We start from the raw sequence: 4,028 nt of genomic DNA, 5'->3' as shown, positions 1-4,028 counted from the left end.
TTCGCCCCGCTCAAGCCAATCGGCCCAACATGGCGGGTTCTCCGCCGGTTCCGCGCTGGCGGCTCCGCTCAGGGGACCCCCCTGCTCCGTACGCTCCCGTTAACGGTGCGGAGATCCGCAGCGGGGGCAAGCCCCCCGCCCCGCTACGAGCTTCGCGCTGGCGGGGTACCCCCGCGAAGGGATGCCTCGGGGGCACGAGGAACGCAGCGGCTCATGGAAGCGAGGTCAGGAATGAAACGCGGCGCGGGCGCGGCGGGCGCGGTGGAACGTTACGGCGAAGCGGTGGGCCTCGTCCCGGACCCGCATCAGCAGGAGGAGCACCGGGTCGTTCGCCGGGAGGACGATCGGGTTCTTCCGCCCCGGAATGAAGAACCGCTCGCGGGCGACCTTCTCGCCGCCGCGGACCCGCTCCTTGGCGAGCGAGATCACCGGGACCGAGCCCGCGCCCGCGGAGCGCAACGCCGCCGCCGCGGAGGAGAGCTGCCCCTTCCCGCCGTCGACGAGGACGAGCCCCGGCGTCCCGCCGAAATCGTCGCCGTGCCCGAACCGGCGGCGGACCACCTCCTCCATCATCGCGAAGTCGTCCTGCCCCTCGACCCCGCGGACGGAGAATTTCCGGTACCACTTCTTCGCGGGCCTTCCCTCCACGAACGCCACCATCGACCCCACGGCTTCCGTCCCGGAGATGTTCGATATGTCGAACCCCTCGATCCGGGCGGGCGGGCCCGGCAGGGAGAACAGGGCCGCCATCCGCTCCGCGAGACGGGAGTACGCCTCCTCCTTCTCCCGCCGCATCCTCGCGCTTTCCCCCGCGTTCCTGGCGGCCAGTTCGACCAGCCGCAGCCTCTCGCCCCGGGACGGCACCTTCAGCGCCACGCGGTGACCGGCCCGCTCGCCGAGCGCGTCCGAAAGCGCCGGGAGGTCCTCCAGCGGGAACGGCAGGAGGATCTCCGCGGGAAAGTACGCCCCTTCCCCGTAATGCTGCAGCAGGAACGACGCCATCGCCTCGCCGGGCTCCCCCTCCCACCGGAAGTGGCGGTGATGCGCGTCGGTCAGGCGGCCGTTGCGGAGGTACAGCACCGACGCGGTGGCCTGCCCGCCGTCGCGGAACCACCCGACCGCGTCGACGTCCCCCTCCACGGCGTGCACCACCCGCTGCCGGACCAGGGTCTTCGACACGACGGCGATCCGGTCCCGGAGCCTCGCGGCCTCCTCGTACCGCGTCGCCCGGGAATGCTCCCCCATCTCCGCCTTCCACCGCGCGAGGAGCTCCCGGTACTCGCCGCGCAGGAACCGGACCGCGTTGTCGACGACCGGAAGGTACCGCTCCCGGTCGATCTTTCCCGCGCACGCGCCGAGGCATCGGCCCATCTGGAAGTTGAGGCAGGGGCGCCGGCGCGAGGCGAACTTCTTCCGGGAGCAGGAGCACAGCGGAAAGATCCGCAGCAGTTCCCGGAGCGTCTCCCGGATCCCGCGCGCCGACGAGTACGGCCCGAAATAGAGCGCCCCGTCCCGCGCGGCCTTCCGGACGAGCTCGGGGCGCGGGAACTCCTCCGCCCGATCGATCCGCAGCAGCAGGTACTCCTTGTCGTCGCGGAAGAAGATGTTGAACGGCGGCCGGTGGCGCTTGATCAGCGTGTTCTCGAGGAGGAGCGCCTCCTTCTCCGTCGCGGTGACGATGCAGCGCACGCCGCGCACGCGGGCCATCAGGTGCGGGATCGTCGGCCGTCCGTCCCCCCCCGGGGACGCGTAGTTCCGAAGCCGGGCCCGCAGCTCCTTGGCCTTCCCGACGTACAGGACGCTCCCCCGGGCATCCGACATGATGTAGACGCCCGGGGCCTGCGGGAACGCCCTCCAGTCGTCCGGGCCGGCGATTTCCTCAGCCCGCGGCAAGCTCCACCTTCTCCAGCGCGAGCAGGCGGTCGCGCAGCTCCGCCGCACGCTCGAAATCGAGCTTCTTCGCCGCACGCTCCATATCCTTCCGGAGGGTGCGGATCCGCTTCAGCATCTCCTCCTTCGAACGGAACTCCCACTCCTCCGCCGCCGGGACCGTGACATAGTCGGCCTCGCACGCGACCCCGAGCGGCTCCGACACCGTCTTCCGGACCGTCTCCGGGGTGATCCCCCGCTCCCGGTTGTACGCCGTCTGCCGCTCCCTTCGCCGCCGCGTCTCGGAGATCGCCTCCCGCATCGACCCGGTCTCGGCGTCCGCGTAGAGGATCACCTTCCCGGAGACGTTCCGCGCGGCGCGGCCGAACGTCTGTACGAGGGAGCGGGCGGAGCGGAGGAACCCCTCCTTGTCGGCATCGAGGATCGCGACCAGCGACACCTCCGGGAGATCGAGCCCCTCCCGCAACAGGTTGATCCCGATCAGCGCGTCGAACTTCCCCAGCCGCAGGTCGCGGAGGATGCTCACCCGCTCCATCGTGTCGATATCGGAGTGGAGGTACCGGACGCGCACCCCCTGCGCCTCGTAATGCTCCGTCAGGTCCTCCGCCATCCGCTTCGTCAGCGTGGTCACGAGGACCCGCTCCCCGGCCGCCGCGCGGGCCCGGATCTCGCCCAGGAGGTCGTCCACCTGCGCGTTCGCCGGCCGCACCTCCACCCCGGGGTCGACGAGCCCCGTGGGCCGGATGATCTGCTCCACCACGGCGCCTCCGCTCTCCCGCAGCTCGTACTCCGCCGGGGTCGCGGAGACGAACACGACCTGCCCGACCCGCTCGTTCCACTCCTCGAACCGCAAGGGGCGGTTGTCGAGGGCGGAAGGGAGCCGGAATCCGAAATCGACCAGCGTCTGCTTCCGGGACCGGTCGCCGTTGTACATCCCGTTCAGCTGCGGGACCGTGATGTGGGATTCGTCGAGGAACGTCACGAACCCTTTCGGGAAGTAGTCGATGAGCGTGTGCGGCGGCTGTCCGGCAACCCTCCCGTCCAAATGCCGCGAGTAGTTCTCGATGCCGGAGCAGAACCCCATCTGCCGGATCATCTCGAGATCGTACGTCGTCCGCTGCCGGAGCCGCTCCGCCTCCAGGAGCTTCCCTCCCCCCGCGAGCTCGGCGAGCCGCGCCTCGAGCTCCACCTCGATCCCGCGGACGGCGCGCTCGAGCTGATCCTCCGGGGTCACGTAGTGGCTCGCGGGGAAGACGACCGTCTCCCCGACCTCGGCGAGCCGGGCGCCCCGCAGCGGGTCGACGTACCGTATCCGCTCGATCCGGTCGAAGTCGTACTCGATCCGCAGGGCCCGGTCCTCCTCGTACGCCGGGAACAACTCTACCGCGTCGCCCCGGACCCGGAAGGTCCCGCGGTGGAAGTCGACGTCGTTGCGCTCGTACTGGAGGTCGATCAGCCGGCGCAGCAGGGCGTTCCGCGGAAATTCCGCCCCCGCGGACAGCCGGATCGTCATCGCCGCGTAGAACTCCGGGGAACCCAGCCCGTAGATGCACGACACCGACGCCACCACGATCACGTCGCGCCGCGTCATGACCGAACGCGTCGCGGCGTGCCGCATCTTGTCGATCTGCTCGTTGATCGCCGAATCCTTCTCGATGAAGGTGTCGGTCTGCGGGACGTACGCCTCGGGCTGGTAGTAGTCGTAGTAGGAGACGAAATATTCGACGGCGTTTTCGGGGAAGAGCGCCTTGAACTCGGAGTAGAGCTGCGCGGCCAGCGTCTTGTTCGGCGCGATCACCAGCGCCGGGCGGTCCACGGCGGCGACGACGGACGCCATCGTGTACGTCTTCCCGGAACCCGTGACTCCGAGCAGCACCTGGCGCGGGATCCCGCGGGAGAGCCCCTCGGACAGCTCCCGGATCGCCGCCGGCTGGTCCCCCGCGGGGGCGAACGGCGCCGCCAGCTTGAATGCGTAACCTGACAATTCACCTCAACCCTGTTGGCGGAATAAGAACATGTGAACGGGCCTCGGCTCGCGGGGGGCTTCCGGCCCTGTGTTATCCGCCGGTCACTCCTTGTACTTCCACGTTGTCCCGCCCTTGCCGTCCTCGAGGAGGACGCCGGCGGCGTCGAGCTCC

2 protein-coding genes are annotated in these 4,028 nt (G+C 70.0%); both read right to left on the bottom strand.

Translation table 11 applies throughout. The features are described from left to right. Positions 1-225: 225 nt before the first annotated feature. Entirely contained in the window at positions 226-1,893 is a 1,668-nt protein-coding gene (gene uvrC, locus HZB86_06480) for an excinuclease ABC subunit UvrC (protein ID MBI5905183.1), read from the bottom strand. Next, positions 1,880-3,874 (bottom strand): excinuclease ABC subunit UvrB, encoded by a 1,995-nt coding sequence (gene uvrB, locus HZB86_06475; GenBank protein ID MBI5905182.1) that lies wholly within the window; start codon positions 3,872-3,874, stop codon positions 1,880-1,882. The genes uvrC and uvrB overlap by 14 nt, the downstream gene beginning before the upstream one ends. Positions 3,875-4,028: the final 154 nt, after the last annotated feature.

It is taken from the genome of Deltaproteobacteria bacterium (genome assembly GCA_016234845.1).
Lineage (GTDB): Bacteria > Desulfobacterota > Deferrimicrobia > Deferrimicrobiales > Deferrimicrobiaceae > JACRNP01.
The sequence above is the reverse complement of the archived record's forward strand: the minus strand, read 5'-3'. Positions and strand labels throughout refer to the sequence as shown.